The organism is Nocardioides sp. URHA0020 (genome assembly GCF_000620705.1).
Lineage (GTDB): Bacteria > Actinomycetota > Actinomycetes > Propionibacteriales > Nocardioidaceae > Nocardioides.
Genome location: NZ_JIAR01000025.1, coordinates 7501 through 29109, shown reverse-complemented (window position 1 = coordinate 29109; position 21609 = coordinate 7501). Strand labels below are relative to the sequence as shown.

Genomic DNA, 21609 nt, shown 5'->3' with positions numbered 1-21609 from the left:
GCTCCCCGGAGACCCGCGCCGCGCTCTCCGCGCTACGGGCGCGCTACGCGGCTCGGATCAGGACCCGTCGAGCGCGTTTCGCCTGGTCGGAGCGCTGGGAGGGTGAATCCCTCTCAACGGCAGGGGATTCTGCTCTGAATGGATACCGACTGGCTGCGACCCATGCCAACCCCTTCGGACCCCTCGCGGAGACTCATAATCCTTGGGTCGTGGGTTCGAGCCCCACCCGCCCCACCACCCGGCCACGACTCCCAGCGAGCCCCCAGAGCGCTCCCAGGGCGGCACCGCAGATTGAGCTCCCTGTCCCGGCTCACCTGGAGGTCTCGTGCCCATCCCTGCCCGCTCGCTGCTGACGCTCGCCACCGCGGCGTCCCTGCTCATCGCCCCCACCGCGCTCCCACCTGCGGGTGCCGCCACCCCCGACTCCGCTCGCACCGGCACGTCGCGCGGCACCCTGGTCTTCATCAAGGCGCACAACGTGTGGCTCTCGCGCGGTGACGGCTCGCACGCCCGCCGGCTCACCAGGGACGGCAGCTTCGCGACGCCGTACGTCGCGCCGAGCCAGTCCGACACCGGCATCATCGTCGCGGGTCGGCTGGCCGAGATCGTCCGGATGGACCAGTCCGGGCGGGTGCTCAACCGGATGGACCCGCCCTCGCTGCCCAGCTCCGTCGGCTCGCCGATCAACGGCAACATCCGCGACCTGGCCATCTCGCCCAACGGCGCGCTCGTCGCCTACACCTACACCGAGTGGCTGAGTCCGTCCGGCGCCAGCTCCGGCTTCCGGTCGGCCACCGGCTACACCTCCGCCACCCACCTGACGGACCCGAAGCCGCGCGGCACGACGTACTTCAACGCCCCCTCCTGGGTCGGCAACGCCCGCACGCTCCAGGGCGGCGGCCTCGGCTCGCACGTGATGATCGACGACCTCGGTCGCGCCCGGCCGAAGCACTGGTTCGACGACGGCGACATCTACGCGGCCTCCACCGACCTCGGTCAACCCGAGCTGTCACCCGACGGGCGGCATCTCGCGGCGCTGCGCGGCTACAACGAGGGCACGTCGATCATCTGGTACCGCGTCAACGGCAACGCCCGCAGGGGTGCGGCGCCCGCCGACCCGACCCCGCTCTGCGAGGTCATCGCGCCCGGCGTCAGTCATCCGACCTGGGCGCCCGACAGCGACTCGCTCGCCTGGGCCGAGAGCGACGGCATCTGGTCGCGCTCGGACGCCGAGGACTGCTCGGTGCCGTCGCGCCGCATCGTGCCCGGCGGCTCCGAGCCGGACTGGTCCGGTGCCCCGCTCAAGGCGCCGGTCGACCGCATCCACAACGTCAAGCGTCCGGTCGTCTCCGGCACGGCGCGGCTCGGCAAGGTGCTGACGTCCTCCGCCGGCCGCTGGTCGCCTCGCAGCGTCCGGGTGACCTACCGCTGGCTGCGCAACGGCAAGGCGATCAAGGGCGCCGACGGCCGTCGTCACCGGGTGACCCGCGCCGATCGCGGACGTCGGATCCAGGTCGTCGTCACCGCCCGCAAGAGCGGGTGGAAGCGTGACTCGGCCACCAGCAGACCGGTGCGGATCAAGCGCTGACAGGCGCCGCGGGCGCTAGGTTGGGGCCACCTCGCGCCGACCGACCAGGAGGACTCCGGACCGTGACTGGGCTCGAGCTCTCGGTGCTGGGCGCGGTGCGGGTGAGCAGGGACGGCGACGAGGTCGACCTCGGCACGCCGAGGCAGCGCGCCATCATCGCCGCCCTGGCGCTCGCCGACGGGCGCCCGCTGCCGGTCGCGGCCGTGATCGAGCGGGTCTGGGGGGCGGACGCACCCGCCGCTGCGCTCGCGACCCTGCACGGGTACGTCGCCGCCCTGCGGCGCGCGCTCGAGCCCGACCGCCCACCGCGCACGCCCGCCACCGTGCTCGTCACCCACGCGGACGCCTACTCGCTCGAGATCCCGCTCGCCGGGCGTGACGAGTTCCGGTTCCAGTCGGCGCTCGAGGCCGCGCGGGAGCTCCTGTCCGTCGTGCCCGACCACCTGCGCCCCCGGATCGTGCCCCACGAGCGCGAGACCGTCGAGGCCGCGCTCGACCAGGTGGACCTGGCACTGTCGCTGTGGCGCGGGACGCCGTACGCCGAGCTCGGCGAGCACCCGGCAGCGGTGGCCCACCGGGCGCGGCTCGAGGACCTGCGACGGATGGCGGAGGAGCTGCGGGTCGTCGGCCGGCTGGCGCTCGGGCTGCACGACGTCGTGAGGGCCGAGCTCGAGGCGCAGACCGCGCGGCACCCGCTGCACGAGCGGTGGTGGGCCCTGCGCGCCGTCGCCCTGGCCCGCGAGGACCGGCGGGCCGATGCGCTGGCCGTGCTCGACGAGCTGCGCGACCGGCTCGCCGAGGAGCTCGGGGTGGACCCCAGCCCACCGCTCCAGGCCCTCCACGCGGCGATCCTGCGCCAGGACCCCTCGGTCGTGGCGGCCGAGGTCGATCCGCCCCAGCCGCGGCCCACCGGCGCCCTCCAGCTGCGACGCGAGCCGTGGACGATGCTGGGCCGCGATCCCGAGCTGGCCGACCTGCGCTCGGCGCTGGACGACAGCCTCGAGGGCAGGCCCGGCTTCGTGGTCCTCACCGGGGAGCCGGGGATCGGCAAGTCCCGGCTGGCCGCCGAGCTGGCCGAGACGGCAGCACAGCAAGGATGCTCGGTGGCGGTCGGCCAGTGCTCGCAGGACGACGGGGCGCCGCCCCTCTCGCCGTGGCTGTCGGCGCTGCAGACCCTGGGCAGACCGTTCGCCGCGCCGGAGGCCGGCCAGGAGGCCGGCGGCCTCTTCCGGGTCCGCGCCGACGTCGCCCGGGCGGTGTGCGCGGCAGCCGCCGAGCAGCCGGTGCTGCTGGTGCTGGAGGACCTGCACTGGGCCGATCCCTCGACCCTCGGCGTGCTCCGCCTGCTCGCCGAGTCGGTCACCCACGAGCGCCTGCTGGTCGTGGCGACGTGGCGCACCCAGACGGAGGTCGGTCGCGACCTCGGCGCCGTGGCCGAGGCGCTCGCCCGTCGGCACGCCGTACGCCGCGAGCTCACCGGCCTGGATGTCGCCGGCACCCGCGGCGTCGTCGCCGAGGTGGCCGGCGTCGAGCTGGGCGCCGAGGCCGCCACCGAGCTTCACCAGCGCACCGGCGGCAACCCCTTGTTCGTCGTGGAGTTCGCCCGCCTCGCGGCCGCCGACTCCGAGCGAGATGTCGCCGAGCTGCTCGACGACCCGGCGCTGCCCACGGCGGTCGCCGAGGTCGTCGGCCGTCGCATCGACGTGCTGCCCGACGTCACCGTGACCGTGCTCCGCACGGCGGCGATCATCGGTCGCGGGTTCGACCTGGACACCCTCGCGGCGGTGACGCGGATGCAGGAGGACGAGCTGCTCGACGCGGTCGAGCCCGCCGCCGACGCCGGGCTCCTGCACGAGGAGGGCGTCGACGTCTTCCGGTTCTCCCACGCCCTGGTGCGCGACGTCCTGTGCGCCACGATGACCGCGTCCCGGCTGGCGCGCACCCACGCCCTGGTGGCCGAGCTGCTCGAGGACCGCGTCGGTCGAGAGGCCGAGGCCGCGTCGCACTGGCGAGCGGCCGGGCCGGCGTACGTGTCCCACACCTGGCGCGCCCTCGCCGTCGCTGCGGAGGCCGCGACCCGGGTCTACGCCTACCCGGACGCGGCCGAGCTGCTCGAGGAGGCCCTGGAGCTCCAGGCCGCCGACCCGGCCGCCGACCTGAGGGACCGGGCCGGGCTCCTGCAGCAGGCGATCGACGTCTACCGGTGGGCCGCCATGCTGCCCGAGCTCATCGTCACGGTCGAACGCGCGATCGCCACCGCCGAGGAGCTCGACGACGTCACTCTGCTCGCCCGCGCCGCGACCCAGACCTCGCACCGGATGCTGTGGCGCTCGGCGGCCTTCGGCACCGTCCACGAGGGGGTCGTCGGTGCACTTCGTCGGGCGCTCCAGGAGCTGCCGCCCGACGAGACCGAGCTGCGCTGCCGCGTCCTGATGAGCCTCGCCAACGAGCTGCGGGAGAACGCGTCGATCGCCGAGCGCGCCCTGCTGTGCGACGAGGCCGTGGCGATGGCCCACCGGCTGGGCGACCCGGCCCTGGTGTGCGACGTGCTGCTGCACACCGCGATGTCGACATGGGTCCCTGCGACTGCGGACGCCCGGGTCGAGCTCGTGGCGGAGGCGGTCGTGCTCGCGCGCGACACCCACCAGGACCACGCGCTGGTCATGGGGCTGACGATGCTCACGGTGATGCTCGGCGAGCTCGGCCGGCCCGACGAGATGATGGCCGCGCTCAGGGACGCTCGCGCGCAGGCCGCCCGCCTGCGGGTGGTGTACGCCGAGCTCGTGCTCGACGAGGTCGAGCTGGCGTGGTCGGCCGCGGCCGGTCGGCTCGATCACTGCGAGGTCGTCCTGGCCGCCATCGAGGGGCGGATCGCCCTGATGAGCCGCACCGGAGGCGACGAGGAGCTGTCGGTCGACCGCCACATCGACACCTTCGCCCTGCGGATCTGGCAGGGCCGTCCGCTCGACGCCGCACCCGACGTCATCGCCCGCATCGAGTCCGGCTACCCGATGCAGCCCTTCGCGATCGCCGCCCTGTGGCGCGGCGGCGACCGGGACGCCGCGACCGCGCGGTTCTCCGCCCACGAGCTGGCCGGCGTCCTCGACCAGGAGCTCGCCTTCTCGACCCCGCTCTGGTGCCAGACGGCCGAGGTCGCGCTGTACTTCCAGGACACCGGGCTCGCCGAGCGCGCCTACGAGCGGTTGACGCCGTACGCCGGCCGCGCCTCCGGACCCGACGGCCTGCTCTTCGGCCCGGTCGACGCGTTCCTGGCGATGGCTGCCCGCGGCGCCGGTGATCGCCAGGGGGCCGCAAGGCATGCCGACCGGGCGCTGGAGCTCATCGACGCGTGGGGCCTGGCCTCGGTGCGCAGCTGGCTCGAGGGCGTGCGCACGACGTACGACTTCTAGGCGGTCCGGCCCCGCGGAGCCCGGCCGGCCGGATCGCGGGGTCCGGATCGACGCTCGCGGGTCGCTCGGCCGATCGCCGACGGCGCAGACCCTAGACTCGGGCGGTGTCGTCGCGACCCGTCCCCGTGCTCACCCCCTGGATCTCGTTGGGGGCCGGCGGCCACGCGGCCAGCGCCGCCCACGCGCTGGCCGGGGTCGCCGAGCTGGTCGCCGTCGTGGGGTTGTCGACGCGCGACTGGTCGGTCGACGTCCTGGAGTCCGACAGTGCGGCCGTCGCGATGGCCCAGCAGCACGACCTGCGCATCGTCGTCACGATCGGCGACAACCGTCGTCGCCTCGAGGTGCTCGACCAGATCCCGGCGGCGCTGCTGCTCTCCGCCGCGGCCCTCACCTCGACCGTGTCTCCGGACGTGGTGCTCGGTGGCTCCTCCGTGGTCTTCCACCACGCGCACGTGGGGCCCGGTGCCCGGGTCGGGCGGGGCGTCATCGTCAACACGGCGGCCGTCGTCGAGCACGACGTGACCCTCGGCGACGGCGTCCACGTGGCGCCCGCCGCCGTCGTGCTCGGTGCGGCCACCGTGGGCGCAGGTGCGTTCGTCGGGTCGGGGGCCCGGATCCTGCCCGGGGTCACCGTGGGCGCGGGTGCCGTGATCGGTGCGGGTGCCGTCGTGACGCGCGACGTCCCCGACAATGTCTCGGTGCTCGGCGTACCGGCCCGGGAACGCCACCGCTTCGAGAGGACCACGTCGTGAACAGCGAACGCCCCGTCTTCCCGCCCCCCGGCCGCCTGACGGTGATCGCCGAGGCGGGCGTCAACCACGACGGCGACGAGGGCCGCGCCCACGAGCTCATCGACGTGGCCGTCCGGTCTGGCGCCGACGCCGTGAAGTTCCAGACCTTCGACCCGGCCCTGCTCGTCTCGTCGCACGCGCAGACCACCCCCTACCAGCGCGACCGGGCCGGCGCGGAGGACCAAGCCGGTCTGCTGGCGGCGCTGACCCTGCCGACCGAGGCGTGGGCGCGACTTCGCGACCACGCCGAGGGCGAGGGACTCACCTTCCTCAGCACGCCGTTCGACCTGGGCAGCGCACGGCTGCTGGCCGGCCTCGGGGTCGCCGCGATCAAGACGTCGTCGGGCGAGCTCACCAACACGCCGTTCCTGCAGGCCCTCGCGGAGCTGGGTCTGCCCCTGCTGGTGTCCACCGGCATGGGCGACGAGGACGAGGTCGCGGCAGCGCTCCGCGCCACCTCGGCGGCACCGTCGGTGACCCTCCTGCACTGCGTCTCGGCGTACCCCGCCCCGATCGAGGAGGCCAACCTCCGCGTGATCCCGGCCCTCGCCGCGGAGCACGGTGTGCCGGTCGGCTGGTCCGACCACACGCGGGGTCTGACCAGTGCCGTCGTCGCCGTCGCCCTCGGCGCCACCGTGCTGGAGAAGCACATGACCACCGACCGCACGCTGCCCGGGCCCGACCACGCGGCCAGCCTGGAGCCGGGGGAGCTGCGGGACTACGTCACGGCCGTGCGCGACGCCGCGGCCTCCCTGGGCGACGGTGTCAAGCGCCGGATGCCCTCCGAGGTGGAGAACGCCGCGCTCGTACGCCGCTCCTGGCACGCGGCCCGCGACCTGCCCGCCGGTCACACGGTGGTCGCCGCCGACGCGGTCACGCTGCGACCCGAGCACGGTCTGGCTCCGGCGACCCCGGTCATCGGTGCCCGGGTGGTCCGCCCGGTCCGGGCCGGCGACCCGATCACCGCGACCGACGTCGAGCTCGCGTGAGGGTCGGGGTCTTCGTCGGCACGCGTGCCGATCTCGGCCCGTTGCAGCCGGTGCTGGCCGAGCTCGCCTCCCGACCCGAGGTCGAGACCGTCGTGCTCACGGGCCTGGCCTTCGACGCCGACGACCTGGCGCGGCGACTCGAGGGCTCGGTGTCCTCGGTGATCGCCCTGGCGAGCCCGCTCGGCGAGGTCGACCTCTCGACCCAGCTGCGCCACGGTCCGGCGATGTCGGCCGGGGCCGGTCGCGCGGTGGTCGAGCACCCGGTCGAGCGCCTGGTCGTCCTGGGTGACCGGTGGGAGCTGCTGTACGTCGTGCCGCCGTACGTGCTGGCGGGCGTGCCGGTGGTCCATCTCCACGGTGGGGAGGTCACCAGCGGGGCGATCGACGAGCGCGTGCGCCACGCCGTCACCAAGCTCGCCGACGTGCACTGCGTCGCCTCCCAGGACGCCGCGGACCGGGTCGCGCAGATGGGCGAGGAGCCCGAGCGCATCCACGTCACCGGGGCGCCGGGGCTCGACCGCCTGGCGGCGCAGGGCCGGCTCGACGACACCGAGCTCGAGGCGCTGCTCGGGGTGCCGGTGCGACGACCGCTGGCCCTCTTCACCTACCACCCGCCCACGGCGTCGGGCACACGCGACTCGGGCCGCTGGGCGGAGGCGGCCCTGCGGGCCACCCTCGAGGTGTGCGGCACGGTGGTGGCGACCCACCCGGGCATGGATGCCGGCCGCAACGAGGTGCTGGCCGCGCTGACCCGCGTCGAGCAGGAGGACGACCGCGTGCTGGTCGTGGAGGCGCTCGGACCGCGCTACCCGGCCGTCCTCGCGTCGTGTGACGTCGTCGTGGGCAACTCCTCGTCGGGCGTGATCGAGGCGGCGTCCGTCGGCGTACCGGCCGTCGACGTCGGGCTCCGCCAGCACGGACGGCTCCGCGCGGACAACGTCTGGTCCTCCGACGAGGGCGAGGCTGCGGTCGGCGACGCGCTGCGGCACGTCCTCGCCGAGGACTTCCGGCTACGGGCCGCGCGCGTGGTCAACCCGTACGGCGACGGCACGGCCGCCCGCCGGATCGTCGACGTCGTGCTGGCCGACCCGCCGCAGCACGCCAAGCACTTCGTCGACCGCCAGCCCGCGCTGCGTCTCAGGCGCCGAACCAGGACCGCACCGCGACCACGACGCGATCGTGGTCCTCGGGCCTGAGGTCGGTCGAGCAGGGGAGCGACAGGCCACGGTCGAACAGCCCCGTGGCGACGTCACCCCCGAGCGTGCGAGCGCCGCTGAACGGAGGCTGCTGGTGCAGCGGACGCCACAGTGCGCGCGCACCGACGCCCGCCCGGGCGAGCTGCGCGAGCAGCGCGTCCCGGGACGGCTGGTCCTCGGCGAGGACGGAGTAGAGCCAGTACGTCGACTCGGTGCCGGCCACCCGAGGCGCCAGCGTCAGCGGCAGGTCGGCGAACGCGGCGTCGTACCGGGCCGCGATGTCGCGCTTCGCGGCGACGAACTCGTCGAGCCGACGCAGCTGCGCCAGGCCGAGCGCCGCGGCGAGGTTGGTGAGCCGGTAGTTGTAGCCCACCTCGTCGTGCAGGTAGCCGACGTCGGGCACCTTCGCCTGGGTGGTCAGGTGCCGCGCCCGGCGGGCGAGCTCGTCGTCATCGGTGACGATCATGCCGCCGCCGCCGGCGGTGACGATCTTGTTGCCGTTGAAGGAGAACGCGCCGAGCGCGCCCAGGGTGCCGGTGCTGACGACGCTGCCGTCCTCGTCGACCCACCCGGCCCCGAGGCTCTCGGCGGCGTCCTCGACCAGCATCACGCCGTGGCGCCGGGCGATCTCAGCGATGCGGTGACCGTCGGCGGGCTGTCCGAGGACGTGGACCAGCTCGATCGCCCGCGGCATCGGCTCGCCGGACCGGTCACGACGGTCCAGCTCCTGCTCGACGAGCGCGGGGTCCATGTTCCAGGAGCCGGGCTCGGAGTCGACCAGGACGACCTCGGCGCCGAGGTAGGCGACCGGGTTGGCCGAGCCGATGAAGGTGAAGTCGGAGACGAAGACCTCGTCGCCGGGGCCGACCCCGGCCAGGCGCAGCGCCACGTGCAGGGCGGCCGTGCCGCTGGCCGTGGCCACCGCGTGCCGGGACCCGACGAGGTCGGCGAGCTCGCGCTCGAACTGCGACACCTCGGGGCCGACGGAGGAGACGAAGCCGGAGTCGAGCGCGGCCAGCACCGCGAGGCGCTCGGCCGCGCCGACGTTTGGCGTGGCCAGCGGGATGGTGCCGACCGGTCCCGGAGCCCCCGGGGCGCTCAGCTCACGGTCGTCGGTCATCGGTGGTATCGCTGGGCGGTCGCGAGGTCGACGTTGCCCGCGATCCAGTCGGCGGTGCGCTGGAGCCCGGTCTCGAGGTCGACCTGCGGGGTCCAACCGATCAGCTCCTTGGCCAGGCTCGGGTCGGACAGCAGGATCTCGACCTCGGACCCCGTCGGGCGCACCCGCTCGTCCTCGACGACGACCTCGGCACTCGAGCCGGTGATCCGGCGTGCGATGTCGACGACCTCCCCGATCGACACCGTGCGGCCCGTTCCGAGCTGCACCGTCGTGCCGGGAGCCACCTCGGCCACCGCGGCGCGGGCGAACCCCAGGGCGGTGTCGGTCACGAAGGTGAAGTCGCGCTGGGGCGTGATGGAGCCGAGGCGCAGCTCCTCGGCACCGGCGAGCAGCTGGGCCAGGACGGTGGGGATGACCGCACGGGCCGACTGGCGGGGGCCGAAGGTGTTGAAGGGCCGCAGGATCGTGACCGGGGTGTCGAAGGACAGCGCGTAGGACTCGGCGAGCTTGTCCGCGGCGATCTTGGTCGCTGAGTACGGCGACTGCCCGCGCAGCGCGTGCTCCTCCGTGATCGGCACGGTCTGCGGCGTCCCGTAGACCTCGGAGGTGGAGGTGTGCACCAGCCGGGGGGTCCGGTGGCGACGTACGGCCTCGAGCACGTTGAGGGTGCCGGTGATGTTGGTGTCGACGTACGAGCGCGGGGCCACGTAGGAGTAGGGGATGGCGATGAGCGCGGCGAGGTGGAGCACCACGTCGACGCCCTCGACGGCGGCCGACACGTGCTCGGCGTCGCGGATGTCGCCGAGCACGAACTCGGCCTGCCCGGACTCGACCGCAGCGGCGAACACGTCCGAGCTGTCCAGCCAGCCGAGCGACCCGAACGAGTTGTAGAGCGCGAACGCCGTCACCCGCGCCCCCAGGCCCAGCAGGGTCTCGACGACGTGGCTGCCGATGAACCCGTCGGATCCGGTCACCAGGACGGAGCGCCCCGCGAGGGACTCGGCCAACGTGCTCATCCAGTTCCTTTCGCCCGCGCGAGGTCCGCCGGGGTTCCGACATCGAGCCAGTCCGAGGAGAGCTCCCAGGCCGAGACCTGCTCCCCGTCGTCCAGGCAACGCTGGACCAGGTCCGGCATGTGACTCATCGTGTCGGGTGGGACGAGGTCGATCAAATCAGGGTCGATGCAGTAGACCCCGGTGTTGATCGAGACGGTGAGGTCGGGCTTCTCGACGAGCTGCCGGATCCGGAGGTCGGCGTCCTGCTCGACCACTCCGAAGGGGACCGTGTGGGAGTACTGGCGGACGCCCACCGTGATCCGAGACTGCATCTGGGCGTGGAACCGCAGCAGCTGCCGGGCATCGAAGTCGACCATCAGGTCGCCGTTCATCACCAGCATCGGCGCGCTGGGCCGATCCTCGATGAGCGCCAGCGAGCCGCCGGTGCCCAAGGGGGTCTCGGGGTCCTCACGCAGGTAGCGCACCTCGGCACCGAGCCCGCGGCCGTCACCGACGTGCTCGATGATCTGCTCGGCGAGGTGGTTGACGCTGACGTAGATCCTGCGGATGCCGTCACCGACGAGACCCAGGATGATCCAGTCGACGATCGGTCGCCCGGCGACCCTCATCAGCGGCTTCGGCACCTGCCGGGTCAGGTCGCCCAGGCGGGTGCCCTTGCCGCCGGCCATGATCACCGCGACGTTCGGCAGCTCCGCGGGCCCGATGACGTCGGAGAGGGCGTGGACGCCGCGGACCCGGCCGGCACCGTCCACCTCGGGGATGGCCGAGACCCGCCAGGCGTGCATCAGGTCGAGGACGTGCGCCCGCGGTGTGCCGGCGACGACCGTGTGCGGGCTGGCGGTCGCGTGGCCGATGGCCGGCGCGGTCAGGGGGTGCCCGGCGATCAGCCCGCGACGGACGTCGCCGTCGGTGAGGACGCCCTGCAGGCGGCCCTGGTCGTCAACCAGGCAGCAGATGCCCAGTGCTCCGCGGTCGATCACCTCGAGCGCCTCGAGGAGGGTGGAGGTGACGGCAGCGACTGGAAGGTGGTCCTCGGCGTGCGTCATCGGTGGGCTCCGGTTCGCCTCTGGCAGTCGGGGCGTGGGCGCCACATGTCCGCGGCAGGGCCATCATAGGGTCGGGCACGCGCCTCGCACCGACAGGGGCGGGTGTCCCCGAACGGAGAGTCCCAGATGATCGAGCGCGTCCTGGCCGTGGTCCCTGCCCGCGGCGGATCCCGCGGACTGCCGGGCAAGAACCTCCGCGAGCTGGCCGGGGTCCCGCTGGTCGGACACTCGATCGCAGCGGCCCGCGCCGTACCTGCCGTGCGCCGCACGCTCGTGAGCACCGACGATCCCGAGATCGCCGCCGCGTCGCGGGCCCTGGGTGCCGACGTACCCTTCCTCCGCCCGGCCGAGCTGGCCACCGACACGGCCCCGACGGGGCCGGTGATCGCGCACGCGCTGGCCTACGCCGAGTCCGACGAAGGCGTTGCGTACGACGCGGTGCTCCTGCTCGAGCCCACCAGCCCGGTCCGTGACCCGGCACATCTGACCGAGGCGATCGGCCTGCTCGACGCCCATCCCGGGTCCGACGGGGTGGTCAGCATCTCGGCCCCCGGCTTCGACCCGTTCTCGACCGGGGTCGAGGTCGACGCTGCCGGCGTGCTGCGTCGGGCCTTCCCGGAGGCGGCCGGCGTGACCAGGCGTCAGGACAGCGGACGATCGTTCCTGAAGCTCAACGGGAACTTCTACCTCTGGCGCGCTGACTTCGTCCGTCGGCTCGAGCGCAGCTGGTTGGACGAGGGCAGCTTCCTGGCCCTGCAGATCCCCGAGACGCAGGCCTTCAACATCGACACGGAGTTCGACTTCCGGCTCGTCGAGGCGGCCGTGGACGCCGGCCTGGTGACGGTGCTCGCCACCCGCCCCTGACCCAGGTCAGCCCTTGCCGAGCGCCTTGAGCAGGAAGGGCTCGAGCCGCGGTGCGACCGTGCGCGCGTACGTGTTCGTCAGGTGGTGCCCGTCGGCGTAGACGACCACGCCTCCGATCGCGCTCCAGCACGTCGTCGTGTCGCAGAGCGAGTCCGTGAGGTCGGCGATCGAGACACCGCGGTCGGCGAGCTGGCGGGCGGCGGCGATGCTCGGGTCGCCCGACTCCCAGACGTCTCGCGGGCCGGAACACGCGTCGGGGTCGTCGCCGTGGAGCGCCAGGCAGGCGGGTACGTCGTCCAGGCCACCCTGGATGGGGATCGGGGTGTCGCGGATGACGACCACCGGCACGCCCGTGGTCGTGAGCGCGTCCAGCGTCCTGCGGAAGCCCACGGTGTACTTCGGGGCGCTCTCCTCCAGGGAGGTCTCACCGAGGGCGGGCCGGCCGGTCCGGTTGGTGAAGACCACGAGGTCGGGCCGGCTCTCGGCGATGGCCGCGGCGACCGCCCGGGTCCAGCCGATGCAGCCGGCGGTCGCGCCCTTCTCGTCGAAGTACTGCCGCAGGTCGGCGGCCGTGCACTTGCTGGCGAGGTAGGTCGTGATCCGCCAGTGGCGACGCTCCGCGATCGCCTGCAGCGCGGGGAGCCACTGGGCGGCGTGGGAGTTGCCGAAGAGGGCGACGTCGACGGTGCCGTCCGGATCGCCGAACGTGCACGTGTCCAGCGCGAAGCCGGGACCGGGGCTGATGCAGGTGCTGCCGTCAGACCGCTCGTCGTACGCGTCGGACCAGTCGTCGCTGGCCAGCAGCGGGGACAGCACGAGTGAGCGGTTGTCGTTCGGCGGGCACGAGGTCGCCGGGTCGAGGACCCCCGCGCCGGCGCACGGATCGCTGCCGTCGAGGGCTGCCGCGAGCGCCGTACGGTCCGCGCGCTCGTGTGCACTCACCGTCGCCCCGAGCGAGAGCGTCAGCGCCACGACGACGGCCATGCCCACGGCACCGGACACCAGGCTGGGGCGCACCCGCCGTGACCAGGCGGGCGTGCGGAAGCGGTCCTCGACGTAGACCTTGGTCAGCCCGGCGAGCACGAGGGTGGCGATGAGGATCAGGAGCGTGTCAAGAGGTCCTCGCTCCGGCGAGCCGGCGACCTTGCTCAGCGCGACGGGGAGGATGACGATGAGCGGCCAGTGCCACAGGTAGACCGCGTACGACACGTCGCCCAGCCACTGCACGCCGCGCAGCCGGTACCACCGCATCCGGCTGTGCGCGGCGATCACGAGCCCCGCGCCGACCACCGGCAGTGCTGCCGCCCAGCCCGGGAAGGGCGTGCGGTCGGTGTAGAGCACCGCGGTCGCGAGGATCAGGCACCACCCGGCGACGGCGACGGCAGTCGCGCCGCGAGGACGCGGCTCCGCCCACCGTCGCGCTGCCGGGGCGGCGAGGGCCAGCAGCCCACCCACGCCCAGCTCCCACAGGCGGGTCCAGGTGACGAAGTACGCCGCGGCGGGCTCGGTGGAGGTGAGGTGGACGGAGTAGCCGAGCGAGACCACCACGACCGCACCCAGCCCCCACCAGTAGCCGCGCACCCGGTGGGCGGCCGGCACGAGCGCCGTGAGCGCCAGGAGGAGGACGGGCCAGCCCAGGTAGAACTGCTCCTCCACGCCGAGCGACCAGAAGTGCTGCACCGCCGACGGGTCGTTCTCGGAGGCCAGGTAGTCGACGGCGTCCGCCGCCAGCTGCCAGTTCTCGACGTACAGGGCCGCGGCCCGCGTGTGGACGGCCGTGGTCTCCCACTGGGTCTCCGGCAGGAAGAGCCAGGCCGCGCAGAGCGTCGCCGCCAGCACCGTCAGCGAGGCCGGCAGCAGCCGCCTCGCGCGGCGTGCCCAGAACGCGACGAGGTCGTGCGCCCCCCGCGGTGGCCTCTCGATCAGGTGCAGGGTGATGAGGAAGCCGGAGATGACGAAGAACGTGTCGACGCCGATGAAGCCACCGGTCAGACGGGTCGGGAACAGGTGGTAGAAGACGACCAGGCCGACCGCGAGCGCGCGGAGGGCCTGGATGTCGGCACGACTTTCGCGTCGCTGTGTCGACTGGTCTGTCATCGGGCGCCATTGTCCACCATGGCCCGAGCCGACAGCCGCTCGGTCGGGCCGCTCGCACGGCTCCCGCGCGCCGGCCATGGCCTAGCATGTGCGCGTGATTCCCACCCCGGCCGTCTCGAGCCCTCGATGAGCGCCGGCAGGCAGCAGCGCCTGGTCGTCCTGGCGGTCGCCGGTCTCGCCGTCGTGGTCGCCTCCGCGGTGGCCGTCGAGGTGCTGGGTGACCTGGCCGTCGGTGCGCTCCTGGGCGTGCTCGTCGTGATCGCGGTCGTCGGTCTGCTCCAGCAGGTGCGCTACGCACGCCGCGCCGCCGACGTCGCGCCGGCGGTCGCGTCCGTGGCCCGACGCCTCACCAGGGTGGCGAAGCGGGTGCGGGTCGCGTCCAAGGACGCGGATGCGCACGCCAAGGCCCTCGCCGCGCAGTCGAGGTCGATCGCGGCCCTGTCGAAGGCGGTCGACGCGCTGGCCAAGGACGCGGAGACGCGCTCGGGCGAGATCGCCGCGCTGTCGCGCACCGTCACCACGTGGTCGAAGGACGCTCGGCGAGCGGAGATCGAGACCGGGATCGCAGCCCTCAACCGGTACGTCGCGCTGGGCTCCGACGACACCGTAGACCGGACCTGAGGCCGGCTGCGTGCCGCCTGCGATCCTGGCCGTCATCGGCTCGCCGTACCAGGCCCTCGGGCTGGTGGAGTACGTCCGTGAGCACGGCATCACCAAGGGCGTCGTCTTCCTGCCCGTCCAGGAGGACCCGGCGATGCTGCACCCGACGACCAACGTGCTGATGCACCTGCGGGGGTTCACCTTCCACCTGCGCAAGACGAGCGGGTTCCGGCGGCCGGGACCCGACACCGGTGCGGTGGCCGAGGAGATGGTCGCGGTCGCTCGCCACGAGCGCTCGGTCGACCAGGTCGTCATCGGCGACTACCGCGACACCGCGGGGTGGCGCGTCGCGTCGCTGCTCGGACGGACCGGCACCGACGTCGTCGTCCTCGACGACGGCGCGTCGACCTTGGCCATCGACCGGTCCCACGGTGGCTTCGAGCCGCTCGAGTGGAGCGAGGAGGCCGAGCACGGCGGGTTCATGCCGCAGCCGGAGGTCACGTTCTTCACCTCGATGGTCGAGTCCCTGCGCTCCGCACCCGGCGACACGGTGATCGCCAACGACTGGGTCTGGCTGACGTCGCGCTACGGCGACCTCCGCCGGTCCGCGTCCCTGGTCCTCGTCGTCGGCCAGGGCTTCGCCCGGGTCCGGCTGATGGACGCGCCGCTGGCTCTCGAGGCCGCGGTCGGTCTCGTCGAGACGGCCAGGCAGCTGCATCCGGGGTGCCGACCGCTCTACGTGGCGCACCGTGCCGAGCCCGTCGACAAGCTGGCGGCCGTCGGCGAGGTCTGCGACGTGGTCCGGTTCGACATCCCCCTCGAGCTGGTGCCGGTGGAGACGGGACTGCTGCCGGCGGGCGTCGTCGGTCACTACTCCACCGCCCTGACCAGCATGGCGGAGCTGGCGCCGCCGGGCCTGCCCGTGCACGCCAAGCGGCTGCGCGCCGACCAGCTGCTGTCGCGGCAGGACTACATCGACGGCGTGTACACCAGGCTCGCGTCCGACTACGCGGGGCGCATCACCGTCATCGACTGAGCGCTCCGCTCAGGCGTGGCCCGAGACCGGGTGGGGGCGGTAGCCGTCGCCGAGCTCGACCAGGTCCGCGTCCGAGAGCTCGAGCTCCACGGCGGCCACGGCGTCCGTCAGGTGCGCGGTCCTGGTGACGCCGACGATCGGTGCGGTGACAGCGGGCTGGTGCAGCAGCCAGGCGAGGCCGACCTGCGCGCGCGACACCCCGAGCCTGGACGCGACCGTCGCCACGGTCTCCACGATCCTCCGGTCGTCGTCGACGTAGAGGCTGGCGCCGAACTCGTCGGTCTCCGAGCGCGCCGTTTCGGCGTCCCAGTCGCGGGTCAGCCGACCCCGGGCCAGCGGGCTCCACGGGATGACGCCGACCCCCTGGTCGGTGCAGAGCGGGATCATCTCCCGCTCCTCCTCGCGGTAGATCAGGTTGTAGTGGTTCTGCATCGACACGAACGGCGTCCACCCGTTCGACGCGGCGACGTGCTGCGCCGTGGCGAACTGCCAGGCCCACATCGACGACGCCCCGAGGTAGCGCACCTTCCCAGCACGTACGACGTCGTGCAGCGCCTCCATCGTCTCCTCGATCGGGACCCCGGGGTCCCACCGGTGGATCTGGTAGAGGTCGACGTAGTCGGTGCCGAGTCGCCGCAGCGACTCGTCGATCTCGTGCAGGATCGCCTTGCGGGACAGGCCGGCGCCGTACGGGCCCGGTCGCATCCGGCCGTGCACCTTCGTGGCGATGACGACGTCCTCACGCCTCGCGAAGTCACGCAGCGCCCTGCCGGTGAACTCCTCGCTGCTGCCACCGGCGTACACGTTCGCGGTGTCGAAGGTCGTGATCCCGGCCTCGAGGGCCTGGCGGATGATCCCGCGCGCAGCCTCCTCGTCGAGGATCCACGGGTGCCAGCCGCGGTCGGCATCTCCCCAGCTCATGCAGCCGAGGACGACCCGGGAGACGTCGAGTCCGGTGTTGCCGAGCTTCGCGTAGCGCATGGGACGAGCCTTTCACCCGGACGGTCAGCTCGAGGGCTGGGGGACCTTGACGTCGCAGTCGACCTTCGGGTTGACGCCGAAGTAGTTCAGCGGCCCGGCGACGATCGTGAGGACCGTGTCGCCGGTGGACTTGCAGCTCACGTCCCGGTCGTTGGTGAAGTAGTCGCGCTGGTAGGCCGCGAGCACCCCGATCGCCAGCCAGATCACGAGCACGAGTCCGATGATGGTCTTCATGACGTGGTCCTACCCGAGGGGGACCGGCCCGAACCTCAGCCGGCTGTGGAGTACGTCGCCTGGTAGGCCAGCAACGCGGCCCGTCCGGCCTCGAGGTCGAGCTCGAGCTGGTCGGTGAGCTCGACGGCGCCCTCCGTCGAGCCGGTGTCCGCGACCAGCTCGATCTGCTGCGCGGTGCGCCCCGCTGCGGTGACGCCCAGGTTCAGCGCGCCGCCGGCGAGCTTGTGGGAGACCTGCTTGAGGGCCTCGGTGTCGCCGTCGGCGATCGCCTGCCGGATGGTCTCCAGCGTGGTCGGCGTGTTGCGCATGAAGTTGCCGATCGCCCGGTCGAGGTAGGCCGTGCTGTCCGGGTCGAGGTCGCGGAGCTCGTCGAGCCGCTCGGTGGCCAGGCCGTCGATGGGGGAGGAGGCAACGTTCGCAGACTCAGACACAGGCGGCAGCGTACGGCGTACGCCGCCGGTCCCGCTCGTCGCGATCCATCGGTCGAGCGCGGCCGACAGTGCGCTCGGGTCGACGGGCTTGGTCAGGAAGTCGTCCATCCCGGCCGCCAGGCAGCGCTCGCGCTCGCCCTCGACGGCGGCGGCGGTCATCGCGATGACGGGGACGTGCTCGCCCTGCTCGGCCCGGATCGCCCGGGTGGCGGCGTACCCGTCCATGCGCGGCATCTGGACGTCCATCAGCACCGCGTCGTACCCGCCCTTGCGCATCTCGAGGACGGCCACCTCACCGTCGTCGGCGGTCGTGGCGGCGTAGCCGAGCGCGCGGAGGAGACCGACGGCGACCATCTGGTTGATCGGGTTGTCCTCCACCACCAGCACGCGGTGGGTCAGCTGCGCCTCGCCGGTCTCCGGCAGGTGTGCGTCGGGGATCGGGTCCTGGGCGGCGAGCAGCCGCAGCATCGTGTTGCGCAGGTCGGCCGCCAGTGTCGGCTTGGTCAGGCAGGCCACGATCCCGGCCTCGGCGAGCGTCGCGGCCGGCGGCGCGGTCGACGACGTCAGCATCACCAGCGGCAGCGCGCCGTTGGCGGGGTCGGCGCTCAGGGCGCGGGCCAGCCCGAGCCCGTCGCGTCCCGGCATCGCCATGTCCAGCAGGACGGCGTCGTAGGGGTCGCCGCTCGCCCGCGCCTCGGCGACGGCGACCTCGGCGGCGTCCGCGCCGGCCACGCTGGTCGAGCGCACCCGCCAGCGGGCCAGCTGCTCCACCATGATCAGCCGGTTGTTGTCGTTGTCGTCGACGACCAGGACGTGCCGATCGGCCAGCCAGGCGCGGCCGTACTCGTCGTCGGGGTCGACGCCCGTGCCGACCGGCGCCCCGAGCTGGGCGGTGAACCAGAAGACGGTGCCCCCGCCGGGATTCGGGCGCAGCCCGATCTGGCCGCCGAGAGCGTTCACGATCTCGCGACAGATCGCCAGCCCCAGGCCGGTGCCGCCGTACCGGCGCGTGGTCGAGGCGTCCGCCTGCGTGAAGGCGTCGAAGAGGTCGGTGACCTCGTCCTCCACGATCCCCACCCCGGTGTCGGTGACCGTCACCAGGAGCTCGGTGCCGCCGTCGTCGCTCGCGGTCGCCGTGGCCCGGATGAAGACCTCGCCCCGGGCGGTGAACTTGACGGCGTTCGAGCCGAGGTTCGTCAGCACCTGGGCCAGCCGCGTCGGGTCACCGCGCAGGATCTCGGGCACGTCGGGGTGGCACGCGACGATCAGCTCGAGACCCTTGGCCCGGGCGGTCTCCCCGAGCACGCTCGCGACCTGGTCGAAGACCGCTCGCACCTCGAAGTCGAGGTGCTCGAGCTCGAGCTTGCCGGCCTCGATCTTCGAGAAGTCCAGGACGTCGTTGATGATCGAGAGCAGCGCCCGGCTCGCCACCTGCACGCCGGAGGCCAGGCGCAGCTGCTCCGGGCTCAGCACGCTGCGCAGCAGCAGGTCGTTCAGCCCGATCACGCCGTTGAGCGGCGTCCGGATCTCGTGGCTCATGGTGGCCAGGAACTCCGACTTCTGTCGCGACGCCTCCATCGCGGCGTCGCGGGCGTCGGCCAGGACCCGCTCCGCGCGCTCGCGCTCCGCGACCCGGCCCAGCTCGACCGCGACCTGGGCGGCCATCGACTCGATCATCTCGAAGCGGTGGAGCGGCGGCGCCGACGTGATCGTCACGACCGCCAGCACCTCGGTGCCGTGCGTGACGGGGAAGGCGATGGTCAGCCGCGAGTCGCTCCACTCGGGCCTGCCGCTGCGGTAGGCCCGGTTGGCCAGATCGAGCTCCATCGCCGACTCGTCGGGGGTCGCGAGGTCCGCCTCGCGGTCCATCTCGGAGATGTGGAGAGGTACGACGGCGGTGCCCTCCTCGTCCGGCACGAACGCCCGGCCGCGTTCCCAGTCGTCGTGGAGCAGCACCAGGTGCTGGGCCTGGCCGAGCACCTCGTCGAGCGTGCGCGCCTCGTTCGCCGCGACGGCGACGGCCTGGAGGAGCGCGTTCTGCCTGACCTGGTCCTCGAGCGCGAGGTCGGCGAGCTTGGTCTCGGTGATGTCCTGGTGGGTGCCCGCCATGGAGACGACGTGGCCGCTCCCGTCGGCGGTGGAGACGCCGCGTCCGCGAGTCCAGACCCAGCCGTCCTCGCCGCGGATTCGCACGACGAAGAGGAACTCCCCGGGCTGCTCGCGCGCCCCGCGCACCGCCTCGTCCACCTGGTCCCGGTCGTCGGGGTGCACGATCTCGAGGAACCCCGCGTAGGTCGCGGGGAACGTCGTCGGATCGAGCCCGTAGAGGGCGCACAGCTCGTCGGAGGCGTAGATCTCGTCGGTCCGCAGGTCCCACTGCCAGCTGCCCAGCCGGGCGATGCGGTGCGCCTCGGCGAGCTGCTCGCGGCTCTCACGGAGCTCGTCGAGCGCACGTCGGCGGCCGCTGTAGTCGCTGATCCGGTGGGTGAAGCCGACGACCTCGCCGTCGGGCCCGCGCAGCTCGCGCTCGCTGATGATCACCCACAGCGACGTACCGTCGCGGCGCCAGAAGAGGACGTCGACGTCCTCGCCGTTGCCGCCGACACGCTTCATCTCCTCCAGGTGCTCGGCGAACTGCCGGCGGCCGGGCTCGTCGAGCGAGTCGTAGACGGTGACGTCCGCCATCTCCTCGGCGGTCGCCCCGTAGAGCTCGCACATCGCCGCGTTGGCGTAGATCGTGCGACCGTCGAGGTCGCAGACCCAGAAGGCGTCGGGGGAGCGCTCGACGATGTCGCGGTACAGACCCGCCAGCTCCATCTCACCCTCCTCGTCTCACGATAGGGGCCGGCGTCAGCTCTCGCCGGCGATCAGGAAGTCGCCATCGGTGCCCTCGAGCCGCAGGGTCACCTCGTCGGTCGTCTTGCTGCCGTCCTGGTGCAGGTACTCCACGGAGTACCGGATGACCAGGCTGTCCGGGTCGGCCTGGGCGTCGAGGAGGTCGGCGCTCTGGATGTCGCTCCAGAACTTCTTGTACTGCCCGAAGCTGCCGCTCTCCTTCTGGAACTGGGGGGTGAGCTCCGCCCAGGCGGCCGCCGGGTCCGAGGTCACCGTGACCAGGTAGTCCTCGATGAAGTTCTCCATGCCGTCGGCCGTCACCGCGCTCTCGGTGGGCGACGGCGACGTGGACGGGCTGGACTGGCTGGACGTCGGCGCCTCCGGGGCCGCTTCCGGGTCGTCGCCGGACCCGAGCAGCCATGCGATGACGCCGACCACCACGGCCACGACGGCGAGCACGATGAGGGGGAGCAGCGCGCTCCGACGCCGCGACGGTGCCGCACCGCCGGCAGGGAGCGGCGCCGACGGCACCGGCGGGACGGCAGCGATGACCTGGGTCGAGCCGGGGTCGCCCGACGCGGAGAGCCCGACCGGGATCGCGCGCGGCAGCGGCGCGGGCAGGGGCGCCGACGGCCCCGCGGCGAGGAAGTCGCGCACGTGCGCCATCGACCAGCGGTCCTCCGGACGCTGCGCCATGGTGGAGAGCAGGACGGGCGACAGCCAGCCCGCGCTGGCCCCCAGCCGCGGCGGCTCCTCGTGCACGATGCGGTAGAGCGCGCCGAGCAGGTTCTCGCTGACGTCGTACGGCGGCCGCCCCGCCAGCGCGTGGTACATCGTGGCGCCCAGCGACCAGACGTCACTGGCCACGGTGGCCTGCTGCCCCGAGGCGATCTCGGGCGCCAGGTACGCCGGAGACCCGGTGACCAGCCCGGTCTGGGTCAGCGAGGCGTCGGCCTGGGCGCGCGCGATGCCGAAGTCGGAGAGCTTCGCCTGCCCGTCCGGCGCGACCAGGATGTTCGACGGCTTCACGTCGCGGTGGACGATCCCCTCGGCGTGCGCCGCGGCCAGCGCGTCGGCGGCCTGGCGCAGCACTGGCGCCACCTGGTCGGGGGCGAGCGCCCCGTCCCGGCGTACGAGCTCCGCGAGGGTGGCCCCGGCGACGTACTCCATCACCAGCCAGCGCTCGGCGCCCTCGTTGACGAGGTCGTAGACCGCGACGACGTGCGGGTGGTTGAGGCGCGCCGCGAGCCGGCCCTCACGCTCCGCGCGGTCCAGATCGAGGTCACTGCCGCCCGGCCCGTGGCCGATGCGCTTGAGCGCGACCTGGCGCCCCAAGACCTCGTCCCGGCCGAGCCACACGGCACCCATGCCACCG

The 21609-nt window shown here is 73.2% G+C and carries 16 protein-coding genes (1 of these 16 only partly in view); 8 read left to right on the top strand and 8 right to left on the bottom strand.

Annotation, left to right across the window (positions count from 1 at the left end; all coding sequences use genetic code 11):
- Window positions 1-325 precede the first annotated feature (325 nt).
- The 5 genes from N542_RS0100435 to neuC all read left to right on the top strand — a co-directional run bounded on the left by N542_RS0100435 (window position 326) and on the right by neuC (window position 7974).
- On the top strand, window positions 326-1588 hold the full coding sequence (locus N542_RS0100435) for a hypothetical protein (protein ID WP_028642254.1): 1263 nt from the start codon (window positions 326-328) through the stop codon (window positions 1586-1588).
- 62 nt (window positions 1589-1650) lie between these two features.
- The gene (locus tag N542_RS22680) at window positions 1651-4998 is read left to right on the top strand and encodes a BTAD domain-containing putative transcriptional regulator (RefSeq protein ID WP_036505877.1); all 3348 of its coding nucleotides are present in this window, start codon (window positions 1651-1653) and stop codon (window positions 4996-4998) included.
- Window positions 4999-5102: 104 nt separating this feature from the next.
- Window positions 5103-5750: a PglD-related sugar-binding protein gene (locus N542_RS0100425; RefSeq protein ID WP_028642253.1), complete on the top strand. Its 648-nt coding sequence runs from the start codon at window positions 5103-5105 to the stop codon at window positions 5748-5750.
- Window positions 5747-6778, top strand: coding sequence for an N-acetylneuraminate synthase family protein (locus N542_RS27315; RefSeq protein ID WP_028642252.1), 1032 nt, complete (start codon window positions 5747-5749; stop codon window positions 6776-6778). Before N542_RS0100425 ends, N542_RS27315 begins: the two co-directional genes overlap by 4 nt.
- Complete coding sequence (gene neuC / locus N542_RS27310; protein ID WP_051551245.1) at window positions 6775-7974, top strand: UDP-N-acetylglucosamine 2-epimerase; 1200 nt, start codon at window positions 6775-6777, stop codon at window positions 7972-7974. Before N542_RS27315 ends, neuC begins: the two co-directional genes overlap by 4 nt.
- Here neuC and N542_RS0100410 read toward each other — a convergent pair.
- Genes N542_RS0100410 through N542_RS0100400 form a run of 3 tightly spaced genes read right to left on the bottom strand, consistent with a single transcriptional unit; the run spans window position 7916 to window position 11156 of the window.
- Complete coding sequence (locus N542_RS0100410) at window positions 7916-9094, bottom strand: aminotransferase class I/II-fold pyridoxal phosphate-dependent enzyme (protein WP_028642251.1); 1179 nt, start codon at window positions 9092-9094, stop codon at window positions 7916-7918. The two genes, neuC and N542_RS0100410, sit on opposite strands and share 59 nt — an antisense overlap.
- Window positions 9091-10110 carry a GDP-mannose 4,6-dehydratase gene (locus N542_RS0100405; protein WP_036505875.1) on the bottom strand — a complete coding sequence of 340 codons (1020 nt, stop codon included), beginning with the start codon at window positions 10108-10110 and terminating at the stop codon, window positions 9091-9093. Before N542_RS0100405 ends, N542_RS0100410 begins: the two co-directional genes overlap by 4 nt.
- Complete coding sequence (locus N542_RS0100400) at window positions 10107-11156, bottom strand: nucleotidyltransferase family protein (RefSeq protein WP_028642249.1); 1050 nt, start codon at window positions 11154-11156, stop codon at window positions 10107-10109. The genes N542_RS0100405 and N542_RS0100400 overlap by 4 nt, the downstream gene beginning before the upstream one ends.
- Before the next feature lie 126 nt (window positions 11157-11282).
- Here N542_RS0100400 and N542_RS0100395 point away from each other — a divergent pair, with 126 nt between their 5' ends.
- Window positions 11283-12020, top strand: coding sequence for an acylneuraminate cytidylyltransferase family protein (locus N542_RS0100395; RefSeq protein ID WP_028642248.1), 738 nt, complete (start codon window positions 11283-11285; stop codon window positions 12018-12020).
- 6 nt (window positions 12021-12026) lie between these two features.
- Here the strand turns inward: N542_RS0100395 and N542_RS22670 are convergent, their stop codons facing one another.
- A complete protein-coding gene (locus N542_RS22670) occupies window positions 12027-14117 on the bottom strand; it encodes an acyltransferase family protein (RefSeq protein ID WP_051551244.1) in 2091 nt (696 codons plus the stop codon).
- Window positions 14118-14243: 126 nt separating this feature from the next.
- Here N542_RS22670 and N542_RS0100385 point away from each other — a divergent pair, with 126 nt between their 5' ends.
- The gene (locus tag N542_RS0100385) at window positions 14244-14738 is read left to right on the top strand and encodes a hypothetical protein (protein ID WP_028642247.1); all 495 of its coding nucleotides are present in this window, start codon (window positions 14244-14246) and stop codon (window positions 14736-14738) included.
- A gap of 10 nt (window positions 14739-14748) precedes the next feature.
- Window positions 14749-15753, top strand: a complete 1005-nt coding sequence (locus N542_RS0100380; RefSeq protein ID WP_028642246.1) for a hypothetical protein — start codon at window positions 14749-14751, stop codon at window positions 15751-15753.
- Between the two features lie 9 nt (window positions 15754-15762).
- On the opposite strand, the gene N542_RS0100375 is transcribed toward N542_RS0100380, so the two are convergent.
- The 4 genes in view from N542_RS0100375 to N542_RS22660 are tightly spaced (at most 35 nt apart) and all read right to left on the bottom strand, a layout consistent with a single transcriptional unit that may run on beyond the window.
- Window positions 15763-16734, bottom strand: a complete 972-nt coding sequence (locus N542_RS0100375; RefSeq protein WP_028642245.1) for an aldo/keto reductase — start codon at window positions 16732-16734, stop codon at window positions 15763-15765.
- Between the two features lie 24 nt (window positions 16735-16758).
- Entirely contained in the window at window positions 16759-16968 is a 210-nt protein-coding gene (locus N542_RS0100370; RefSeq protein WP_028642244.1) for a hypothetical protein, read from the bottom strand.
- A 35-nt stretch (window positions 16969-17003) separates the two neighbouring features.
- Window positions 17004-20216, bottom strand: a complete 3213-nt coding sequence (locus tag N542_RS26220) for a response regulator (RefSeq protein WP_051551243.1) — start codon at window positions 20214-20216, stop codon at window positions 17004-17006.
- Between the two features lie 33 nt (window positions 20217-20249).
- Window positions 20250-21609, bottom strand: the 3' portion of a protein-coding gene (locus tag N542_RS22660) for a serine/threonine-protein kinase (RefSeq protein WP_051551242.1). The gene runs 41 nt beyond the window's last position; the window shows 1360 of its 1401 coding nt (coding positions 42-1401); its start codon lies beyond the right edge, outside the window; the stop codon is at window positions 20250-20252.